At 39.5% G+C, this 19,093-nt stretch carries 19 protein-coding genes; 10 read left to right on the top strand and 9 right to left on the bottom strand.

All coding sequences use genetic code 11. The annotated features are described in order from the left end of the window. Position 1 precedes the first annotated feature (1 nt). The 3 genes from H5084_RS00065 to H5084_RS00075 are packed head-to-tail and all read left to right on the top strand — an operon-like array spanning position 2 to position 4,064. Positions 2–1,594: a gamma-glutamyltransferase family protein gene (locus H5084_RS00065; RefSeq protein WP_182689133.1), complete on the top strand. Its 1,593-nt coding sequence runs from the start codon at positions 2–4 to the stop codon at positions 1,592–1,594. Continuing rightward, a complete protein-coding gene (locus H5084_RS00070; protein WP_182689134.1) occupies positions 1,584–2,816 on the top strand; it encodes an alanine--glyoxylate aminotransferase family protein in 1,233 nt (410 codons plus the stop codon). The genes H5084_RS00065 and H5084_RS00070 overlap by 11 nt, the downstream gene beginning before the upstream one ends. Positions 2,817–2,828: 12 nt before the next feature. Further along, positions 2,829–4,064, top strand: coding sequence for an allantoate amidohydrolase (locus H5084_RS00075; RefSeq protein WP_182689135.1), 1,236 nt, complete (start codon positions 2,829–2,831; stop codon positions 4,062–4,064). Between the two features lie 53 nt (positions 4,065–4,117). On the opposite strand, the gene H5084_RS00080 is transcribed toward H5084_RS00075, so the two are convergent. The 4 genes from H5084_RS00080 to H5084_RS00095 form a co-directional block, all read right to left on the bottom strand. Then, on the bottom strand, positions 4,118–5,575 hold the full coding sequence (locus H5084_RS00080; RefSeq protein ID WP_182689136.1) for a DUF4041 domain-containing protein: 1,458 nt from the start codon (positions 5,573–5,575) through the stop codon (positions 4,118–4,120). A gap of 1 nt (position 5,576) precedes the next feature. Continuing rightward, positions 5,577–5,912 (bottom strand): hypothetical protein, encoded by a 336-nt coding sequence (locus tag H5084_RS00085; RefSeq protein ID WP_182689137.1) that lies wholly within the window; start codon positions 5,910–5,912, stop codon positions 5,577–5,579. A 126-nt stretch (positions 5,913–6,038) separates the two neighbouring features. After that, positions 6,039–6,974, bottom strand: coding sequence for an allantoinase PuuE (gene puuE, locus H5084_RS00090; protein ID WP_182689138.1), 936 nt, complete (start codon positions 6,972–6,974; stop codon positions 6,039–6,041). 101 nt (positions 6,975–7,075) lie between these two features. Then, positions 7,076–7,591 (bottom strand): HlyD family secretion protein, encoded by a 516-nt coding sequence (locus H5084_RS00095; RefSeq protein ID WP_182689139.1) that lies wholly within the window; start codon positions 7,589–7,591, stop codon positions 7,076–7,078. Positions 7,592–7,669: 78 nt separating this feature from the next. Between H5084_RS00095 and H5084_RS00100 the strand changes: the two genes are divergently transcribed. From H5084_RS00100 to H5084_RS00115, 4 genes are all read left to right on the top strand, one after another. Next, a complete protein-coding gene (locus H5084_RS00100; RefSeq protein ID WP_182689140.1) occupies positions 7,670–7,786 on the top strand; it encodes a hypothetical protein in 117 nt (38 codons plus the stop codon). 342 nt (positions 7,787–8,128) lie between these two features. Further along, the gene (locus tag H5084_RS00105) at positions 8,129–9,589 is read left to right on the top strand and encodes a uracil-xanthine permease family protein (protein WP_182689141.1); all 1,461 of its coding nucleotides are present in this window, start codon (positions 8,129–8,131) and stop codon (positions 9,587–9,589) included. A gap of 437 nt (positions 9,590–10,026) precedes the next feature. After that, positions 10,027–10,656, top strand: coding sequence for a LysE family translocator (locus H5084_RS00110; protein ID WP_182689142.1), 630 nt, complete (start codon positions 10,027–10,029; stop codon positions 10,654–10,656). A 121-nt stretch (positions 10,657–10,777) separates the two neighbouring features. After that, positions 10,778–11,089, top strand: a complete 312-nt coding sequence (locus H5084_RS00115; RefSeq protein WP_182689143.1) for a cupin — start codon at positions 10,778–10,780, stop codon at positions 11,087–11,089. Positions 11,090–11,217: 128 nt separating this feature from the next. Here H5084_RS00115 and H5084_RS00120 read toward each other — a convergent pair whose 3' ends face one another. From H5084_RS00120 to uraD, 4 genes are all read right to left on the bottom strand, one after another. Continuing rightward, positions 11,218–12,132, bottom strand: coding sequence for a homocysteine S-methyltransferase family protein (locus H5084_RS00120; RefSeq protein ID WP_182689144.1), 915 nt, complete (start codon positions 12,130–12,132; stop codon positions 11,218–11,220). A gap of 306 nt (positions 12,133–12,438) precedes the next feature. Then, positions 12,439–13,653 (bottom strand): urate hydroxylase PuuD, encoded by a 1,215-nt coding sequence (locus tag H5084_RS00125; protein WP_182689145.1) that lies wholly within the window; start codon positions 13,651–13,653, stop codon positions 12,439–12,441. Positions 13,654–13,939: 286 nt separating this feature from the next. After that, positions 13,940–14,302 carry a hydroxyisourate hydrolase gene (uraH, locus tag H5084_RS00130; protein WP_182689146.1) on the bottom strand — a complete coding sequence of 121 codons (363 nt, stop codon included), beginning with the start codon at positions 14,300–14,302 and terminating at the stop codon, positions 13,940–13,942. Further along, complete coding sequence (gene uraD / locus H5084_RS00135; protein ID WP_182689147.1) at positions 14,299–14,799, bottom strand: 2-oxo-4-hydroxy-4-carboxy-5-ureidoimidazoline decarboxylase; 501 nt, start codon at positions 14,797–14,799, stop codon at positions 14,299–14,301. The genes uraH and uraD overlap by 4 nt, the downstream gene beginning before the upstream one ends. A gap of 529 nt (positions 14,800–15,328) precedes the next feature. On the opposite strand from uraD, the gene H5084_RS00140 reads away from it, so the two are divergent. Genes H5084_RS00140 through H5084_RS00150 form a run of 3 tightly spaced genes read left to right on the top strand, consistent with a single transcriptional unit; the run spans position 15,329 to position 18,939 of the window. Then, positions 15,329–16,909, top strand: a complete 1,581-nt coding sequence (locus H5084_RS00140; protein ID WP_182689148.1) for an ABC transporter ATP-binding protein — start codon at positions 15,329–15,331, stop codon at positions 16,907–16,909. Next, a complete protein-coding gene (locus H5084_RS00145; protein ID WP_182689149.1) occupies positions 16,902–17,990 on the top strand; it encodes an ABC transporter permease in 1,089 nt (362 codons plus the stop codon). The genes H5084_RS00140 and H5084_RS00145 overlap by 8 nt, the downstream gene beginning before the upstream one ends. A gap of 22 nt (positions 17,991–18,012) precedes the next feature. Continuing rightward, complete coding sequence (locus H5084_RS00150) at positions 18,013–18,939, top strand: ABC transporter permease (protein WP_166368482.1); 927 nt, start codon at positions 18,013–18,015, stop codon at positions 18,937–18,939. On the opposite strand, the gene H5084_RS19455 is transcribed toward H5084_RS00150, so the two are convergent. After that, a partial coding sequence (locus tag H5084_RS19455) for a hypothetical protein (protein WP_220485855.1) occupies positions 18,910–19,093 on the bottom strand: 184 nt, incomplete at its 5' end. The genes H5084_RS00150 and H5084_RS19455 overlap by 30 nt on opposite strands.

Here is a 19,093-nt window from a genome sequence, read left to right on the forward strand (position 1 = left end):
CATGACATTTCAAACTTCATTTACCGCGCCACATTACAAAGCAACACAAGCCGGCCAAGCTATATTAGATGCTGGCGGAACAGCTAGCGAAGCAATGGTGGCAGCTGCGGCGATGGTAGCCGTGCAATATCCACACATGAATAGCATTGGTGGCGATGGTTTCTGGCTAATTTGTAAAGCAGGGGAAAAGCCCGTCGCAATTGATGCCTGCGGTGGTGCAGCACTCAATATCGATGTCGAAAGTTACCGACAGCAAGCAGATGAATTACCAGAAAGTGGCGGTAAATCAGCAATAACTATGGCCGGCACGGTTGCGGGTTGGCAACAAGCACTTAAGCTAGATAGTAATGGACTCAATGGTAAAGCGATGCCTTTAAATAGGCTACTTAAACCAGCTATCGATGCCGCTGAACAAGGAATTGAAATCACCCAAAGTTTGGTGGATGCCAGTGAAAAGACCCTGTCTCGTTTAAGCCATTTAGCTAATTTTGCAGCCCGTTTTTTGGTTCAAGATGAAGTACTAAAAGTAGGTGAAAACCTCACCAACCAGCCATTAGCTAATACCTTTAAGCATTTAGCAGAAAAGGGTTTAGACGACTTTTATCGAGGTGAACTTGCCAAACAGATGGCAGATGAACTTGCTGATGCAGGTAGCCCGTTAACGTTAAATGATTTTGTACAATACCAAGCCACGGTATCAACACCATTAACTGTGGATATCTCTAAGGGTAGTTTATATAACTTAGATGCACCCACTCAAGGTTTAGCATCATTATTAATTTTAGCAATTTATGATCGTTTAGTGGATCAAGTGACCTCTGAAGTTGAGCATATTCATTTGTTAGTGGAAGCAACTAAACAAGCCTTTATCATTCGCGATCAGCAAATCACCGATCCCGCTTACCTAGATGCCCCTTTGCAACAATGGCTAAATGATGATGTGATTACAAAATGTGCCGCTAATATCTCCTTTGAACAAGCATTACCTTGGCCACATATCGCAAAACCCGGTGATACCGTATGGATGGGGGCATCCGATCAATACGGTACCATGGTCAGTTTTATACAAAGTATTTACTGGGAGTTTGGTTCAGGTGTGGTATTACCATCCAGTGGTATTACATGGAATATTCGCGGTAAAAGTTTCAGCCTTGACGCCAATCATCACAACGTACTTGCTGCAGGTAAAAAACCATTCCATACCTTAAATCCAGCCTATGCAGAACTCAAAGATGGGCGACGTTTTGTTTACGGCTCAATGGGCGGTGAAGGACAACCGCAAACGCAAGCTTGTTTATTTAGCCGCCACCTTTATCAAGGTATAAGTTTAGCAGCTTCTGTTTCAAAACCTCGTTGGTTACTGGGGAGAACTTGGGGTGACAGCAGCAATAACTTACGAGTAGAAAATCAACTTTATAAACAACACGGTGCCACCTTAAGAGCACTGGGTCACGATATAACAATAGTGGCTGATAATAATGAATTAATGGGGCACGCAGGTGCCATTATGCTCGATAAAAACGGGAAAGTAGCAGCAACTAGCGATCCTCGTAGTGATGGGCAAAGTTTACTTGGAGAAAAAAATGACCACTAAATCCCTATTTGAAACACTTAACCCGCCAGTTCGTTTATTAATGGGGCCGGGACCAATCAATGCATATCCACGTGTTCATCAAGCTATTTCTAGTGCTTTAATTGGCCAATATGATCCGGTCATGACGGGTTATATGAATCAAGTTCAATCCTTATACCGTGGCGTTCTTGAGACCGATAACCAACAAACGATGTTAGTCGATGGTACTGCACGAGCAGGCATCGAAGCGGTATTGGTTTCCATTTTACAACCTGGCGATAAAGTATTAATTCCAGTAATTGGCCGCTTTGGACACTTATTGTGTGAAATTGCACAGCGTGTTGGTGCCGTTGTTAAAACCATTGATATTGAGTGGGGTGAAGTTTGTCCGCCAGAATTAGTAGAGCAAGCGATTAAAGAATTCCAACCAAAGCTATTAGCAACGGTACAAGGTGATACCTCTACCACCATGAATCAACCGCTTGCTGAAATAGGTGAAATTTGTCAACGCCATGGCGTTCTATTCTACTGTGATGCAACTGCCTCTATTGCAGGCAATGAACTGAAGATGGATGAGTGGCACTTAGATGCAGTTTCAGTGGGGTTACAAAAATGTTTAGGTGGCCCATCAGGCAGCGCGCCTATCAGTCTAAGTGATCAATGTGCAGAAGTCATCAACCGCCGTAAACACGTGGAAGCAGGAATTAAAGCTGACCATCATACTGCCGGTACTGATATCAGAATTCAGTCTAACTATTTTGATTTAGCCATGGTCATGGATTATTGGGGTCCAGAACGTTTAAATCACCATACCGAAGCCACCAGCATGTTATATGCAGCACGAGAATGTGCGCGTATCTACCTTGAAGAAGGCAGTGAAAATGTTATTGCTCGCCATCAACAAGCGGGTGATGCAATGGCAATGGGCTTGAAAGCAATGGGATTAAAATTGTTCGGTAACCAACAATACAAAATGAATAACGTGGTCGGTGTTTATATTCCAGATGGCATTGACGGTGACAAGGTACGACAAGAGCTATTGTTATGTTTTGGTATTGAAATTGGTACTTCCTTTGGTCCTCTACATGGCAAGATCTGGCGTATTGGAACGATGGGCTTTAACGCTCGCCAAGAGTGCGTGTTAACAACATTGGCGGCACTAGAATCGATCTTATTAAAATACAAAGCTGGCATTCAGCCCGGTCAAGCAGTCACTACTGCGATGCAGTATTACACTGTTTAAAAAGGAGCCTTTATGTCGCTGACGACAACAAATGATGCTGCACAAAAAATCATGCAGTGGGCAGATCATCTCGCTACTTTCTCGGCAATGGAAGGCGGTTTGCTTCGTGCTTATTTAACACCAGAGCATAAATTAGCACATCAACAGATTGAACAATGGATGCAACAAGCTGGCCTACAAACATGGGAAGATAGTGTCGGTAACCAGTGGGGGCGAAAAGTATCATCAAACCCAGCATTACCAACACTGCTGATAGGTTCTCACAGTGACACCGTGGCCAATGCAGGTAAATATGATGGTAACTTAGGCGTATTACTGGCGATTGAAGCAATGACCCAATTAATGGGTGAAGAACTGCCCTTTCATATTGATATCGTTGCCTTTGCAGATGAAGAAGGAACACGGTTCAATACTACCCTGATCGGATCTAGTGCAACCGCTGGCTGCTTTAAGCCAGAATGGTTAGCAGTCACTGATAATCAAGGCATTAGCATGGCACAAGCGATGACTGATTTTGGTTTAGATCCGATGCGAGCAGGCCAAGATAAGCGAAATGCCGATGATATATTAGCGTATTTAGAAGTACATATTGAGCAAGGACCGGTATTAGAGAATCTCAATTTACCGGTGGGTGTTGTGACCGGCATTGCCGGTGCAAAACGCTATCAATTCAAACTTAAAGGTATGGCTGGGCACGCCGGCACTGTACCATTAGCGTTACGTAAAGATGCGATGTCAGGTGCAGCACAAATGATCGGTACGATTGAGCAATTTGCCTTTGATCATGGCATTGTCGCTACCGTTGGGCGCTGCGATGTATTTCCCGGTGCAGTCAATGTGATTGCGGGTGAAGTACATTTTACCGTCGATATTCGTAGTCAATCTCAGTCAACATTAGAAAGTTGTTGTGACAAGCTATTACAAAATTTAACTGATATTGCCGACAAACGTCAACTGACCTTAACACATGAAAAACTTTACCAAGCAGAAGCGGTTTTATGCAGTGATAACCTGCAACAAAAATGGGGTGAAGTGGTTGAAAAGCACACTCAAAAAGCCCCTTGTTTTCTATCAAGCGGTGCAGGTCATGATGCGATGGTCATGACCAATATTACCGACATCGGCATGCTCTTTGTACGCTGCGAAAAAGGCATTAGCCATAACCCTAGAGAACAGGTAATGGTTTCCGATGTCGCCGTAGCCTTGAATTGTTTAATCGATATGGTTAAAAAACTTGCAGTAGAATAATTAACAGATAGGTTATTAGAGACCTAATTTATAGGTCTCTTTTGATTTCTAAATTAAATAATTACCTCATCACCTCTTAAGCGTTTAGATTCATAATAATCTTCAGCAAGTGCTGTCATTTTAAATTCTGCCTCTACACCAGCAATCCGCTCTACAGCATCCTTAATACTATCAAGATCTATATTGAAAAATTCTTTTCTAAAGTTCACGGCATTAACTCGCTGCTTGTTAAACTCTCTATGCAATGCAGATTCTAATGCGGGGGCATCTTCAACATAAATCATTGCATGAACATCAAATATAAATGGTACGCTAGCATCACCAAGCTCTTTGACTCGATCTAAAGGCTCTAGTCTTCGAGTCAAACCAATTTTATAAACATTTTCTCCAAATGAGCCAATATTACTTATAACGTATACATGACCTTTTCTTGTTTGTTGTGCCATACTTTTTGCACGTTCTTCTTTTGCTTCTGCTTCGGCTAATTGTAATTCAAGTGCTTCAATTCGATTTTCCGCTACCATGCGTTCTTCATCATTAAGCTCTAATAACTCCTGCCGAGCTTTTTCTAATAAAGATCGGTATAATTTCTCTTCTTTTTCAGCATCAGCAATTGCTTTTTCATATTCTTTAATTGCTCTTTGCTCTTCTTTAATTTGCTCTCGGATTAGCTTTTGTTCAGTTATTTCTTCTTGTTTTTTCAAGGTATACTGATATTGAAGCTTACACTCCTCAAACTTTAAACCAACATAGTCAGTGTTAAATCCACATTCAAATGTAGCAGAGTTTTTTTCAAGGTTATTAGCTAGCTTTTCGATTCTTTCAATAGTTCGAGCAAAATTAGAAGGTTTTAAATTTGCTATTAATAAATCGGTTTCGATATTAAAGGACGTTAGCATTAACTTTACTTGCCCATTCAATATCTTCTTATTAAATGCCTTATCTGATGAAATAACAGTATCTTCAGGGAAGGTAATCGCAATTTTATCTTTTATCATATCCTTTTGCTGTTGACGGATATCTTTTATCTGTTCTGCAAACCTTAAAGATGTTTCGAATAAATACTCTGGCTCTTCATAATGCCCAACACTCGTAAATTCATCAATTTGAGAATATAGATCTAAGTAACTCATTAGACCTTGTACTTCATTATCCAAATTTTCAGCATTTATGTTCAACTCATAAACTTTTTTAGTAGCAACTTCAATTTCTGTTTCTTGCGATTTAATAGCTCCTAATAATTCTTTTTCTTTTCCCTTTAAAGCAATCACTTCTGCTAATTCTTCGGTGACAGTACTGAGTATTGCATTCTTTTCTGCTATTTTTGAGTCAAGTTCATCTTTCAGCGTTGCTCTAGTACCAAGCTCTTTTTTACTCTGTTCAATACCTGATTGAAGTGTCTTAAATTCGCCCGATTGTTTATCGTATTTACCTTTAATAAAAAAATAAACTGCTATAACCAACAACAAGAAAACAGCAGATAAGCTAGCTATAATTTGTATTTGCGTCATCTTATTTTAAAACCTCATCAATGTATTGTTTACGTAATGTAGCGCGCTCTTCACATCTAAATTCATATTCTAGCTTTGCATCATTCAAAGCTTCTTTGAAGGCAAGTTTTTCATCTGCTGCATTGCGTTTTTTTATTGCTAGGCTCCTCCTTTCATATTCCTTTGCGGCTCGAACCTGCTCTCGTAATGCTCGTTCATGCTCTTTTGCACTGCGTGCTTGCTGCCTATCTATTTCTTTGCGACGACGTTCTGCATGTCGTGCAGAATCCTTACTTAGCTTATTAATAGCTTTAGCAATTTTTATAGTTGTCCGTAATCCACTCATTCTTCTAGCCATGTATATCTCAATTATATAAAGCGTATTTATTATTGTACGCAAAGCGATCATAAAAAAAATAGAGGCTTATGGGGTTTAGCTTCCAATTAAAGGACATAAAGGGCTGCTATCGTTCATATTTTCGAATTAATTATCGAGACAAGGATGGTTTGCTATCCAATGTTGTGCAATCTCATCACGTCGTGCAACCCAAACCTGATCATGTGACTGTACATAATCTAAAAACTTCTTCAGCGCCATAAAACGACTTGGCTTACCTATTACTCGGCAATGTAAACCAATAGACATCATTTTAGGTTTACTATCACCTTCAGCATATAGGCAATCGAAGCTGTCTTTTAAATATTGGAAAAACTCTTCACCATGGCTAAAACCATAGGGAGAAGAAAAACGCATGTCATTGTTATCTAAGGTATAAGGGATCACTAAGTGTGGGCGACTTTCCTCACCATCTTGATCACTCGGTACTTGCACCCAAAAAGGAAGATCATCGCCATAATAATCAGAGTCATATAACATACCTCTCTGCTCAGCAACCAGACCGCGAGTATTAGGCGAGTCACGCCCTGTATACCATCCTAGTGGGCGCGATCCGGTCAAATCTTCAATGATATCTAATGCTTGATGCATATGCTCACGTTCTTCTTCAATCGGCATATGTTGATAATGAAGCCACTTTAAACCATGACAAGCGATTTCATGGCCATCCTCAATGATCGCTTGGGTTACTTCTGGATTTCGCTGTAAAGCAGTTGCTACGCCAAAAACAGTCAGTGGTAAATCACGTAATTTGAATTCATTAAGAATACGCCACACGCCCGCTCTTGAACCATATTCATATAATGATTCCATGCTCATGTGACGTTCTGGGTAAGCTTCAGCACCTGCGATTTCAGACAAAAAGGTTTCAGAGTGCGGGTCTCCATGCAATACACAATTCTCCCCACCCTCTTCATAGTTGAGCACAAACTGAACCGCTATCTTAGCGCCATTAGGCCAATTCGCATCGGGCACATTACCTCTTCCATAACCGATATAATCACGGGGATTATTGATACTCATTTATTAACCTTCCTTAGTTTTGTTATTTCCTAGATTCGCATAATAAGTTTGCTTTATTTATTAATACCATAGCTTATAAAAATTTATAAGGTCTGGTTTTATTATAAAGACACTTTTTGCTGTTCACCGGTGATGATAGTCGGTACCACTGACATGCCAACACGTAATTGAAAATCTTCACTTTGTGCTTCATCAAGACGAATTCTAACCGGTAAACGTTGTACTATTTTAGTAAAGTTGCCAGTGGCATTGTGAGCTGCAACAGATGAATAACTAACACCACTCGCTGGCGCGATACTTTCAACATAACCAGTTAATGTTTTACCCGGTAAAGCATCAATATCTAATTCAACTTTTTGACCTACCTTCACATTAGCGAGTTGTGTTTCTCTGTAATTTGCATGCACGTACACTTGATCAAGTGGCACCACTGCTAGCAGGGGATTACCTGGATTAACATAGTTACCAACTCGCACTGATTTTTGCCAAACAATACCATCAATTGGTGCTGTAATTTCAGTGTATGACAATCTTAAATTAGCCACCTCTAAGATCGAGTTTGCTTGTAATAAGGCAGCTTTTGATAAAGAAATAGCGACTAACACCAATTCTTTCATAATAGTAGGTAAGCCTCATCAATTAAGTGGAGGGAAAAAGGCGCGAGTAGGAATTGCACGAGCCAACGCATATTAGTGATGCAAGATGGTGTAATTATTGAGCAAGGAGATACCAACACAGTAATGAATACCCCTACTCACCCTTATACCAAAACATTGATGGAGGCTATTCCAATAGAGGTTGAATACGCTTAATAGCCTGTCATTACAAATACCTAATCAACTCATTACATTGCGCTAATCCACCTTGTTAAATCTCCTGATACTGAGGTTTTTAGCGCAACGCTCGCCTCCCTATTTGACCTATATTAGGAACACAAACCCCAGTTAAATATTTTTACTTACTGCTCATTTAAAGTGCACTTAATGCACCAACACTGTCTTTTTTTAATCTATCTAATGCTAAAATTTCTTATGATAAATAAATAAGCAACTGTTTTATATAGGCTTATAAATTTACAGAGAGAATGGCACGATCGTTGCAAAAATCAACTTACCAGTTCCAATCGTTTCACATAATGCATAGGGAAATACAAGATGAGTGACGCTTCAGAGTTAATTTACGAGCTCGATGATAATCCATCGCGCAAAGAATCTTTTTTTGCAGCAATACAGCATGTATTAGCAAGCTTTATTGGCATCATTACCCCCACTTTAATTATTGGTGGTGTACTTGGTTTAGGTGAGGAAATCCCTTATTTAATATCGATGGCGTTAATGGTGTCTGGTGTGGGCACCATCATTCAAGCTAAAAAACCAATGGGTATTGGTGCTGGCATGATCTGTGTGCAAGGCACAAGTTTTGCTTTTTTAAGCTCGGTATTAGCAGCCGGTTTTATTGCTAAAGCCAATGGCGGAGGTCCAGATCAGATCTTATCGCTCATTTTTGGTGTTTGTGTACTAGGTGCCTTTGTAGAAATCGCCGTCAGCCAGTTTTTAGAAAAGCTAAAACGAGTAGTTACCCCTGTGGTTACAGGTACCGTGATAACCGTTATTGGCATTAGTTTAATTAAAGTAGGTTTTACCGATTTAGCCGGTGGACAGTGGTTATTAACCAATAAGCCAGAGCTATTCGCGAGTTTTGATAACTTGTTTTTAGGTGTATTAGTGATGGCAAGTATTATTGTTGCACATAAATACGGTAACCAATGGGTGCGTTTATCTTCAATTATCATCGGCATGCTAGTCGGTATGGCTGCTGCGGTATTAATGGGCAAAGTTAATTACAGTGCTATCGGTAATGTAGAGACACTAATTAGCATACCTGTTCCTTTTAAATACGGCTTCTCTTTTGATTTAGCTGCGTTTATTCCTGTTGCGCTTATCTACCTGATTACTGCGATTGAAACATCTGGCGATATTACTGCCAACTGTATGGTATCAAAACAACCAATCAGTGGAGCTTCTTACCTTAAACGTATTAAACAAGGTATCTTAGGCGATGGCGTTAATTCATTAATTGCGGGCATATTTAATACTTTTCCAAATACCACCTTTAGCCAAAACAACGGAGTAATACAATTAACGGGTATTGCTAGCCGCTTCATTGGCGTTTGGATTGGTATGATCTTAATTGTGATGGGCTTGTTTCCTCATATTGGCGCTTTATTTCGTGCGGTTCCTAACTCTGTTTTAGGGGGGGCAACCATTATTATGTTCGCAACCGTTGCCATGGCTGGAGTAAAAATATTAACTCATGTGGAATTAAATAGAAAAAATATGCTCACCTTAGCCGTTTCATTTGGGATGGGATTAGGCGTGTTATTAGTACCGCAAGTGGTTAATACTGTTGCCGCAAATATTGGCGGAGATTTAGGTGCAATAGTAAAAAGTATCTTTGGTTCACCAATCACTGCGAGTGGTTTAACAGTTGTGTTTTTAACACTGTTTTTAGGTGAATACCCTGAACAATATAATCCTATCATTCAAGAATTTCCAATTGATGAAGAGATGTCAAAACAAGTAAAGGTTAAACCCTCAATAAAAGGGATTAACTAAAAGCCCCGCTCGCTATTTTGACTGACAGTGCATAAAACCGCATTGTCAGTTCAAATAAAAAGATAGTTAGCTTAGTGCCGTTAGATACAACTCCAACACTGCCTGTCGATAACAAAATACCATACAAGTGCTATTAACAGTGAGATCTATAACTTTAGGTAAAAATGTTCGTGGTTTACAGTCTCAACAGAATCAATAATTAAAAGTACAAAAATAGCTCAAAAATATAATTTATGATGACTATCACTACCTGCTCAATATAACCGCTAATAAAATCGACTTGATATTTCACAACTGCCCGAATTATTTTTAAATTTTATTAAATTGATTTATAAAGCAAATCACGTAATCTTATTGATGAAGAGAAAGGCTCCTATTTCCTCTGTTAATAGCCAATGACCCTGTCTAATAATGTATTAACTTAGTTTGGAATTTTTATGAATGTCGACACATTATTGATTTATATTTTTGTTTCATTTTTTTACATTATTAGCCCAGGTCCTGCAGTATTCCTAGCGATTTATAATGGTGCGGTTAATGGCGTGAAATGTGTTGTGGTTTCAGCCTTAGGTAATATTCTCGGTTTAATGCTTCTGTCTATTTTATCTATAACGGGTCTTAGTGCCATTCTTTTAGCATCAGCGACTTTGTTTATGGCAGTTAAAATTATTGGTGCATGTTATTTAATTTATTTAGGCATTAAACAAATACAATCAAGTAATAAAGATAAAAGAGGGTCATCTTATAAACTTGAACAACAGCAACGTAGCCTTTTATCTTACTTTAAAGAGGTTTTTGTTGTCGCAATAACAAATCCTAAACCAATCATCTTTTTTGCCGCTCTTTTCCCTCAATTCTTGGATACTGAGCAATCACTACTAGCGCAATTTTCGATAATGACGCTAATATTTATGCTTTTTTCGTTTATGTCGTTATCTACTTACGGATATTTAGCTCAGAGAGCGAAAGGGTTTCTTTCTAACTCACATAACGTAAAGTGGTTTCATCGTATCAGTGGAGGGTTATTTGTTGGTATGGGGATCAGCCTTTTTACCGTTAAAGCATAAATTTATAAAGCAATTAATTTCAGCTCAAAAGCCATTCACTTTAATTCAAAAAATGACAACATTAATCTGAAATTTTAGCTCTCTTTAGGGCTGCATATACGATTCATTATCTGGACTGATCATGGAAATAATTAGAAGCAAAAAATTTAAAGCTGAACACGCATGGGGCGCAAAAGACATTGCCAATATGAACGGTATTACAACCCGTTTACACTGGACTAATCAGCCGTATAAATGGCATATAAACGATAGCGAAGAAGTATTTGTTGTTTTAAATGGTGTGGTTGAAATGTTATTTAAAGAAAATGGCATTGAGCAATCAGTGGTGTTAGAAGTTGGAGAAATCTTCTATGCCTCAATTGGAACTGAGCATGTTGCACATCCTCGTGGTGAAGCCAGAATATTAGTCGTAGAATCAGAAGGAAGTGTATGATCTTGGCTAAGGTTTCAGAATAACGTTTAAGAATAATATTTCAGGCTAAGACCTTAAAATAATAGCTCCCACTTTAAGGTCTTAGAAGCAATAAAAACCAATGCTGCTGATACCTGTAGCTGATTCAGTTAATACTCTTCAATACTGTCTCTCCACTGCACCAGTGCTTGAATATGATCAGGTCTGATACCACAGCATCCACCGATAATATTGGCCCCTAGGTCATACCATTTTTTAGCAAATTCGAGATAGGCTTCAGGGGATAACTCACGATAAGCTTGCACACCTTCATTGGCTTTATAATCGCTAGCGATCGGTGTAAAACTATTAGCAAACACACCGATGTTGGCCTGTATGTTATGCACAGATAAAGCTTGGTTAGTATCTGCTATTGCCTGCTCTATTACCTCAGGAATAGAGCAGTTAAAGAAAATTCCGTCAATGTTTTCGTTAAAACTACCGTTAAGGATAATGTTAACCGCTTCTATAACAGACTCGCCCGATCGTAATCTAGCAACCTGTTCAATTTCATCGCTTAATGTGAATGCATAGTGGCAAGGTTTTATTGAATGCTTCAGTACATTTGACATAACCAGTGCTTCTTCAATACTTGAGATGGTTTCAGCCAACCAGATATCTACATGTTTATCTTGCGCGTTAAATAAAGTGCTTAAAATATCAAAGGCACCTTCGCTTTCAAATAAATCTGGACGGTAAGATCCAAATGCAGGCGGTAGAGATCCCGCTACTAATACATTTTTTTTAGCTGCTTTTGCAACATCTTTGGCAATAATCGCAGCTTGCTCGGCTAATGCACTACCTTGCTGTTGATAAAGCGTTTCGCCAAGATGAAATGGTACACAGGCATAACTATTGGCAATGATCATATCAGCGCCAGCATCAATAAATCCTTGGTGTGCTTGAGCCACATAATACGGGGCTTCTATTAGAGCTTGGGCACTCCACAATGGTTGTGAGAACGGAGCACCAATGCGCTTAAGCTCACGCCCCATGCCACCATCTAATATAGTTAATTTTTTCATTGTGGACTTCTATACGTCTAAAATAAGATACCTTATTTAAACATAATTTTAAAAAAATCATAATGAAACTTAATCTGGATAAAGATGAAAGAAATTCAATACCGTGGAAGCACTCAGAAATCAGCAACGCGTGAGATGAATAGATTAGAAGCATAACGGGAATAGGCATGATTTGAAGGATTAGGTTTTAAATAAATATCATTGCTAAAAAGCAGCTTACCAGCGTTTAAATACATTAAACACTGGTAACACTACTTCTAGCTGAGGTTATAGCTTAGCGTTATAAAGTGAAAATATAGTCTCACTTTATAACTTTGCTTTCTTGAGACGATAGTTTTCAATCCATATTCCTAAGGTTTCACGCTCTTCTGCTGTCATATTAGTTAAATTAGCTAAAGGCATATCTTTGTTTAACACCGCGCGAGAATAAACCTTCTCATGTTGTATTTGTACCGCTTCTATTGAATCAAGCGTAAACCCTAACGGCGCACTAGCAAACATGGTTGATGTCGGTGTTGCGCTATGGCACTCAGTACAATTTTTTTCTACAATTGTCCATGCTTGCACGTCTGAGACCTGCGCGACATCAGTAGCAGCCACTCTAGGAGCAAAACTATCCCAAGGTGCAATCGCCAACATCAATGCAAAAAATGCAGCAATACCACTGATTAATACAGAGGGTTTATTAATATGGCGATGTTTGAGATTAAAATAATGTCTGATCCACATACCAATCACGATAAAGGCGATTAACACTAACCAACCATATTGATGCGTATAAGTATGTGAAAAATGATTACTTAGCATAATGAAAATAATCGGCAGGGTTGCGTAGTTATTATGAATTGAACACAACTTTGCTTTTAAACCTACTGCCGGATCAGGAATGCGCCCTGCTTCTACTTCTTTAACTAAATAACGCTGGCCAGGCATGATGATATGATAAACATTACCCGCCATACAGGTACCAATTAACGCACCGATATGAATGTAAACCGCTTTATCAGCAAACAATTGGTCAAAACCCCAAGCCCATACTGCTAACAACAGCACCATAGCTACCGCAAATAACAAGCCATTTTTAACCAAAGGCGAGTTACATAATAGCCGATAAATAATATAACCTACCGTGATACTACCCAGTGATGTTGCAATAGCCGCTAGTTTACTTAATTCACTTTTACTACCATCTAATAGGTTTACATCTGCGCCAACGTAATACAGCAAACTAAATAACAAACCACCGGTGATCCAAGTTGTATAAGCTTCCCATTTAAACCAATGTAAAGTGGTTGGCATGTGTTCTGGCCCATTTTTATATTTAGCCACTTCGTAAAAACCACCGCCGTGAATAGCCCACAGGTCACCACTGATCCCTTTCTCTGCTTTTACTTTTGGAGGCGTTTCTAAGCTGTTATCTAACCAAGCAAAATAGAAAGAGGCCCCAATCCATGCGATACCCGCAATTACATGGAAATAACGCAATACTAAATGCGCAACCTCAATTAAGTAATTTTCCATAATCTATATCGTCCTTTTTATTCTTATTTTTAGGTAACTACTCAGGCCGCCGCTATTTAAGCCTATTTCTTCGTTGAAAAATGCTCATTTAAACCACTAAACTGCGCTTTTTCGCCTTGAACTAAGCATAAATAGCTTAGCCCTGAGCATTTACATTTTTATTTTGGTAAAAAGCACTCAGTTTTAATGAGTGCTGAGTAGTTACATTTTTAGTAGCTATTTTTTTAATAACGGTTTTTTAGGGTCTGTAGAACTGTTTTTTTACGGTCTATAAAATAGATGCTTACTAGCTACCACGGTATGTGGAATAACTATAAGGAGAGAGCAAAAGAGGCACATGATGGTGCTTGATATCTTGCACTTTAAAACAGATTTCAGCGCTAGGATAAAAAGCATCAATCCCCTGCTTCAACCAATAAGCATCCAACTCAAACACGATTTTATAGGTCGAAAAAAGATCCTCTGGTTGTTTATCTTGATACCAGCCGTTATCCAACCAATCGTCAATGCGTCCATCTTCATTGGTCACTGCAGATGACAGTAATAGCCACTCTTGGCCCTTTAAAACAAAAAGCTGAATGTTGATATCTGCAGCAGGTTTTCCAAGTGAAGTATTTAATATATGTGTGGTTATTGGGTTCTTATTCATAATAATTTTTCCAATCGTATTTGAGTGATTTTAGCTTGTTCGTTACTTGCTATTGTGAGTTCAGTTTGACGATCGTTACCGATCCTTGATTGAATAATCGCTAACATTTGTTGTGCGCTTTTCCCCGATGCACAAACAATAAAAATAAAACCAAACTTTTCTAGGTAAACCTTATTTAAGTCCAGCATCTCCTCAAGCAGCGTTTGTTCTGCCACTGACATACCAGACTGCTCATGACTTGCACTGCTAGAAGTGCTGGCATATTTTTCATGTAGGGTCGCTAAATTACCTATTTGCGGATGTCCGGTAAAAGCAGTTAGATAATCTTGCTCAGATAATTGCAGAAATATGCGTTGTGATGCAGCTAATAATGTACTCATATCTTTAAATGGACGCTCTGCAACCATGCTATTAATCCAGTTTGGCGCGCAACAGCAATGCTCAAAAAGATCATAAGCTTGCTCTGCACTGGCATTATTTATTTTATCCAAACTCATCTAACTTCCTTTTTCATCTCGCTGAGATTGACAATAAACCTCATTATATAAAAACACTATTCTGCTGCTCGTTAAACGCTATTGATGTTCCATTACAGCAATAAATAGTAATACGCATCAACTACAAGTCGTTAATCGATTATTGTTTTAATCGAAGCCCTGTAATGGTGCAAAAGAGAAAATAATGTCCACTCTTGGTGCTTATAAAAATATTTTAAAACCTGGGCTATTAGGTTTAAAAAACCAATAAGAAACTCATTTAAAAATAAACAAGCCTTTATTTATTAGGCTTCTAAGCACTTTCCCAGAGTTCACTTACGGGTATTCAGGCAATGAATTTTTAAGAACTGGTAAGGTTATTGCTAATATCATACCAACTTTGACCAATTGGACAGGTTACTGTGTAAACCAGTACTAATAAGGCTATTTCAATGGACATTTTGATGGTTATAGAACAACCAAAATGATCCTTTATTAAAAGCTATTTTTGAAAAACACAGTAATCATTGTAATTAAAAGGGATTTATTCATGAGCAATGTTAAACGCTTGGCAATGCAGGGGATAACCAAAGAATATCCAGGCTGTAAAGCCAACGATCAAGTCTTTCTAGATATAGAGCATGGCGAAATTCACGCCCTATTGGGAGAGAATGGTGCGGGAAAAAGCACCTTAATGAAAATGTTATACGGCGTAGTCAAACCCGATGCCGGCAGCATTATTTGGAATGGCTCACCTGTATCGATAGATCAACCTGCGATTGCCCGTGGCTTAGGTATTGGCATGGTTTTTCAACATTTTTCATTATTTGAAACCTTAACAGTGACTGAAAATATAGCACTCGTATTAGGTGACCAAGCAGGCCACCTCAAGACATTAGCGCATCGTATCAAAGCAACGTCTGAGCGCTATGGTATGCCCTTAGATCCCGAACGCCGTATTTCCAGTTTATCCACAGGTGAACGGCAACGTGTTGAAATCGTACGTTGTTTGTTATTAGATTTACAACTACTCATTTTAGATGAGCCCACCTCAGTATTAACCCCACAGGAAGTACAGGACCTATTTAAAACCTTAAAAAAACTCACTAAAGAAGGCTGCTCGGTACTGTTTATCAGTCATAAATTACATGAAGTCACTGAACTATGTGACAGCGCAACCATCCTTAGAGCAGGTAAAGTAGCTGGTCATTGCATCCCTAAGAATGAAACCTCCGAGTCCATCGCTCGCATGATGGTAGGCGACGATATAGCGATCAGTAATGAATGTAAACGCGCCCTAGGCGGTGATGTTTTTGCCAGTATTGAAGGCTTGTCTACACAGTCAATCGGGCAATTTGATATTGCACTTAAAAATATTAATTTGCAGGTTAAACAAGGCGAAATTGTAGGTGTTGCAGGAATAGCAGGCAATGGACAAGAAGAGTTATTAAAAGCGTTATCCGGTGAAGAGATCCACCGTAATTCACAAGCAATAAAGTTTGCAGGTCAATTTGTTGATCAATTCAGCCCATTAAAACGGCGTCGTTTAGGGTTAGCTTTTGTACCAGAGGACCGCTTAGGCCGAGGTGCTGTTCCCGATTTAGACTTATGCGATAACGCACTACTGACCAGCTTTGATTCAGGCTTAGTACAAAATGGCTTCTTAAAAAAATCAAAAATTGTGCAGTTAGCAGACAAGATCATTAAACAATATAAAGTGAAAACGCCGGGTAACCACACTAGCGCGGCAAGCTTATCTGGCGGCAATCTACAAAAATTCATTGTTGGGCGAGAAATAGATCAAGAACCAAAATTTTTATTAATGTCGCACCCAACTTGGGGTGTTGATATTGGCGCCCAAGTCGCTATTCACGAAGCAATTTTACAGTTAAGAGAACGTGGCTGCGCAATTTTGATTATTTCCGAAGATTTAGACGAGTTATATAAAATCAGTGACCGCTTAGGTGCTATCTGTGACGGTAGCGTGTCAGACTTTTTAGTGCCAGAAGTATTACCGTTAGTTAAGTTAGGACAATGGATGGCAGGTGATTTTGGACCAAGTACAGAGCCAAAGACAGCAACAACCGCTGCGACAAAAACAGTGGAAATAGGAGCAACAAGTCATGATTAAGTTAACCCCTCGCGCGCAAGCTTCGGCAAAGTGGGGTTACCTATCCCCTGTATTGGCGGTTTTTTTAACCCTGATTGCAGCCACTGTATTATTCTGGGGGCTAGGAAAAGATCCACAACTCGCGCTGTATACTTTTTTCATCAGCCCTATCGAAAATTGGTACGGCATTACAGAATTACTAGTTGTCGCAATCCCTATTTTACTCTGCGCCTATGGGTTGGCTTTATGCTATCGCGCTTCAATATGGAATATCGGTGCAGAAGGACAATTATTATTAGGTGCAGTGGTTGCCACCACAATGGCCTTACAATTTGTTGATTCAGATAGCTTCTGGGCAATGCCCTTAGTATTACTAGCAGGTATGGTTGGCGGTATGCTTTGTTCCGGCATCTCAGCGCTCCTCAACTTGCGTTTAAACTGTAACGAAACGCTAGTGACCATCATGATGAACTACATCGCACTTAATACTCTTTTGTGGGCGGTCTATGGCCCTTTAAAAGATCCGAGCGGATATAACTTTCCTGAAAGCGCTCTGTTTGGAGACAGCTCTTTATTACCTATTTTATTTGAAGGAACACGCCTGCACTTTGGTTTGTTATTAGTCATCTTAGCGTTGGTTATTGTTTGGGTATTTATGAGCAAAACTTTTTTAGGTTTCCAAATCAAAGTACTGGGGTTGGATAAACCAGCTGCTCGCATGGCAGGGTTTAAAGAGAAAAAATTAGCTGCAATGGTGTTCTTGGTTTCAGGTGCATTAGCAGGGCTTGCCGGCGCAGTCATTGTCACCGGTTCAACGGGTCAATTAATCCCCGCTATCTCTCCCGGTTATGGTTATTCGGCGATTATTGTTGCCTTTTTAGGTCGTTTGCATCCCGTGGGAATCACCCTAGCAGGGTTATTAATTGCCTTAATATTTATGGGCGGGGAAATGTCACAAATGGTATTGCAATTGCCCAGAGCAATCACAGGTATTTTACAGGGGCTGATCCTGTTTTTCTTGCTCTCTTGTGACGTGCTGATCCGTTATCGCATCGTATTCACCGTTAAGTTACCTGGTTTCACAGCAGCTGCTAAACATTAAAGATTATTAAGGAGATCAACAAATGGATATTGATTTAGTTACCAATATTTTATATGCCATGATCATGACCGGTACCCCGCTATTATTGGTTGCGTTAGGTGAAATGGTATGTGAAAAAAGTGGCGTGCTCAATTTAGGTCAAGAAGGCATGATGCTAATGGGCGCAGTTGCAGGCTTTATTGCCATGTACCACACGGATAATCACTTTATTGGTTTTATCGCGGCTATCTTAGTCGGTATTGCGATGTCCCTTTTATTTGCCTTCATTGCATTAAATTTAAATGCAAATCAGGTTGCAGCAGGCTTAGCCCTAACTATCTTCGGCACTGGTTTATCAGCTTTTTTAGGCAACGATTATGAGGGTAAGCAAATAGCCGTGCTACCTTCGTTATCTATCGATGCATTACAAAGCATTCCATTAATAGGTAAGCCACTATTCGGGCAAAATGCGATTGTTTATTTAAGCTGGATATTAGTAATTGTGGTGTATTTATTCTTCCGCTATCACCGCCAAGGTTTATCAGTAAGAGCGGTTGGCGAAGACCCAAGCGTTGCTAGCAACTTAGGGCTGCCGGTGATGTTCATTCGTTATTTATCGGTTATTTTTGGTGGTGCAATGGCCGGTTTAGCAGGCGGTTACTTATCCATTGCTTACACACCGATGTGGACGGAAGGCATGGTATCAGGCAAAGGTTGGATCGCATTAACCTTGGTTGTGTTTGCGAGCTGGCGAATAGAACGCATTATTTTAGGCGCCTACTTATTCGGTTTTGCGAGCATTATGCATCTTGTGGCACAGGGTTTAAATTGGGATGTTTCTTCTAATTTATTAGCGATGATGCCTTATGTTGCGACATTAGTGGTGTTGGTGATGTTAAGTCGAGATAAACAAAGATTGAAGTTGTTTGAGCCGATGGCATTAGGGAAACCATGGCACAGGAGTAGTTAACATTAGTGCTTTGAATGAGTTTGCTTTGAGTTGGGGTTCGTCTGCGCTCATCCTGTCAGCTTGATATTTATTATCGGTGATTTCGCCCTGTCGGCGACACGCCTTTCTTTTATCAGAAAAGAAAGGCGGCAAAGAAACTGACACCGGATCGTTT

The organism is Psychromonas sp. SR45-3 (assembly GCF_014163575.1).
GTDB lineage: Bacteria > Pseudomonadota > Gammaproteobacteria > Enterobacterales > Psychromonadaceae > Psychromonas > Psychromonas arctica.

Excerpts from the sequence above, each read along its gene's own strand:
- H5084_RS00065 (WP_182689133.1), top strand. The coding sequence starts at position 2 with ATGACATTTCAAACTTCATTTACCGCGCCACATTACAAAGCAACACAA.
- H5084_RS00070 (WP_182689134.1), top strand. The coding sequence starts at position 1,584 with ATGACCACTAAATCCCTATTTGAAACACTTAACCCGCCAGTTCGTTTA.
- H5084_RS00075 (WP_182689135.1), top strand. The coding sequence starts at position 2,829 with ATGTCGCTGACGACAACAAATGATGCTGCACAAAAAATCATGCAGTGG.
- H5084_RS00080 (WP_182689136.1), bottom strand. The coding sequence starts at position 5,575 with ATGACGCAAATACAAATTATAGCTAGCTTATCTGCTGTTTTCTTGTTG.
- H5084_RS00085 (WP_182689137.1), bottom strand. The coding sequence starts at position 5,912 with ATGGCTAGAAGAATGAGTGGATTACGGACAACTATAAAAATTGCTAAA.
- puuE (WP_182689138.1), bottom strand. The coding sequence starts at position 6,974 with ATGAGTATCAATAATCCCCGTGATTATATCGGTTATGGAAGAGGTAAT.
- H5084_RS00095 (WP_182689139.1), bottom strand. The coding sequence starts at position 7,591 with ATGAAAGAATTGGTGTTAGTCGCTATTTCTTTATCAAAAGCTGCCTTA.
- H5084_RS00100 (WP_182689140.1), top strand. The coding sequence starts at position 7,670 with ATGCAAGATGGTGTAATTATTGAGCAAGGAGATACCAACACAGTAATG.
- H5084_RS00105 (WP_182689141.1), top strand. The coding sequence starts at position 8,129 with ATGAGTGACGCTTCAGAGTTAATTTACGAGCTCGATGATAATCCATCG.
- H5084_RS00110 (WP_182689142.1), top strand. The coding sequence starts at position 10,027 with ATGAATGTCGACACATTATTGATTTATATTTTTGTTTCATTTTTTTAC.
- H5084_RS00115 (WP_182689143.1), top strand. The coding sequence starts at position 10,778 with ATGGAAATAATTAGAAGCAAAAAATTTAAAGCTGAACACGCATGGGGC.
- H5084_RS00120 (WP_182689144.1), bottom strand. The coding sequence starts at position 12,132 with ATGAAAAAATTAACTATATTAGATGGTGGCATGGGGCGTGAGCTTAAG.
- H5084_RS00125 (WP_182689145.1), bottom strand. The coding sequence starts at position 13,653 with ATGGAAAATTACTTAATTGAGGTTGCGCATTTAGTATTGCGTTATTTC.
- uraH (WP_182689146.1), bottom strand. The coding sequence starts at position 14,302 with ATGAATAAGAACCCAATAACCACACATATATTAAATACTTCACTTGGA.
- uraD (WP_182689147.1), bottom strand. The coding sequence starts at position 14,799 with ATGAGTTTGGATAAAATAAATAATGCCAGTGCAGAGCAAGCTTATGAT.
- H5084_RS00140 (WP_182689148.1), top strand. The coding sequence starts at position 15,329 with ATGAGCAATGTTAAACGCTTGGCAATGCAGGGGATAACCAAAGAATAT.
- H5084_RS00145 (WP_182689149.1), top strand. The coding sequence starts at position 16,902 with ATGATTAAGTTAACCCCTCGCGCGCAAGCTTCGGCAAAGTGGGGTTAC.
- H5084_RS00150 (WP_166368482.1), top strand. The coding sequence starts at position 18,013 with ATGGATATTGATTTAGTTACCAATATTTTATATGCCATGATCATGACC.